This is a genomic window from Priestia sp. P5_B4, assembly GCF_056400385.1.
Genome location: NZ_JBFULJ010001187.1, coordinates 1 through 934, shown reverse-complemented (window position 1 = coordinate 934; position 934 = coordinate 1). Strand labels below are relative to the sequence as shown.

The following is a 934-nucleotide window of genomic DNA, read 5'->3' as shown; positions in this document are numbered from 1 at the left end:
AACTGCTTCTGCTGCAGCTCTTCTGTAAAAACACCCCATATCACTGTTCGAAACAGCGCAAGTGATTTTAACGTTTGACTCAAAGAAAGTCCGTTTTCCACAGCCACTTTTCCTATATCTGTACCCCACTGAACGATTTTCTTTAAAACGACCGAGCGCTCCTCGAATAGCGACTCGCCTAAATACTCAATGAGTTCTGCTCTCCATTTTAAAACTTCGCTTTCTTCGTGGTAAACCAGCTTCCGCTTATATTCAGAGTCCATCAGATCAGAAAATTGTATCGCTAATTCCTGCTTATTATCGATAATTTTCTTCCCTATATATAACAACTCATCCCTCATTTTTTTCTTTATCTCCTTTAGTTAGCAGAATTAACGATTACATTTTATAACAATAGTTATATCACATACAATATAAAAATATAACCGAAATAAAAAAATTGTTAGGCCCCCCCTATTTACTTTTACCCCTATTCTTCTAATCGGTATACCTGCCATAATAGGATTGAAATTTCAGCGTTTGGGTAAAAAACTACTATGAATTTATTTCTATACTTATAAGGGGGTTTTTTCAATGAGCAAACATAAAGGAACCGTTAAATCTTTCAACGAATCAAAAGGATCTGGATTTATTACACCCGAAGACGGATCAAAAGAAGTGTTCGTTCACTCCAATGCGATTGACCGTGAGGAATATAAAAACCTGGCAGAAGGACAAAAAGTAGAGTTTGAAATCCAAGAAGGAGCTAAAGGACCCAGCGCTATAAAAGTACACCCAGTTGACTGATAGAGTGACATTTACATACAGATTATGGGTAGACTGTCAAATCAAATACTTTTCGARCCCAAAAACACCTCTTCGCCTTTTGTTCGAAAGAGGTGTTTTTTTTGCATAATGCAACTAATTCTACATTCAAAATTAGTTACTATTAGCT

The 934-nt window shown here is 36.1% G+C and carries 1 protein-coding gene and 1 pseudogene; one reads left to right on the top strand and one right to left on the bottom strand.

The window, feature by feature from the left end; genetic code table 11:
* Positions 1-341, bottom strand: a pseudogene (locus AC1DRF_RS29825) (STAS domain-containing protein); the annotation flags it as partial.
* Between the two features lie 232 nt (positions 342-573).
* On the opposite strand from AC1DRF_RS29825, the gene AC1DRF_RS29820 reads away from it, so the two are divergent.
* Positions 574-786 carry a cold-shock protein gene (locus AC1DRF_RS29820; protein ID WP_016764987.1) on the top strand — a complete coding sequence of 71 codons (213 nt, stop codon included), beginning with the start codon at positions 574-576 and terminating at the stop codon, positions 784-786.
* Positions 787-934: the final 148 nt, after the last annotated feature.

What these genes read in the sequence shown, in the direction of transcription:
- AC1DRF_RS29820 (WP_016764987.1), top strand. Translation starts at nt 574, where the DNA reads ATGAGCAAACATAAAGGAACCGTTAAATCTTTCAACGAATCAAAAGGA.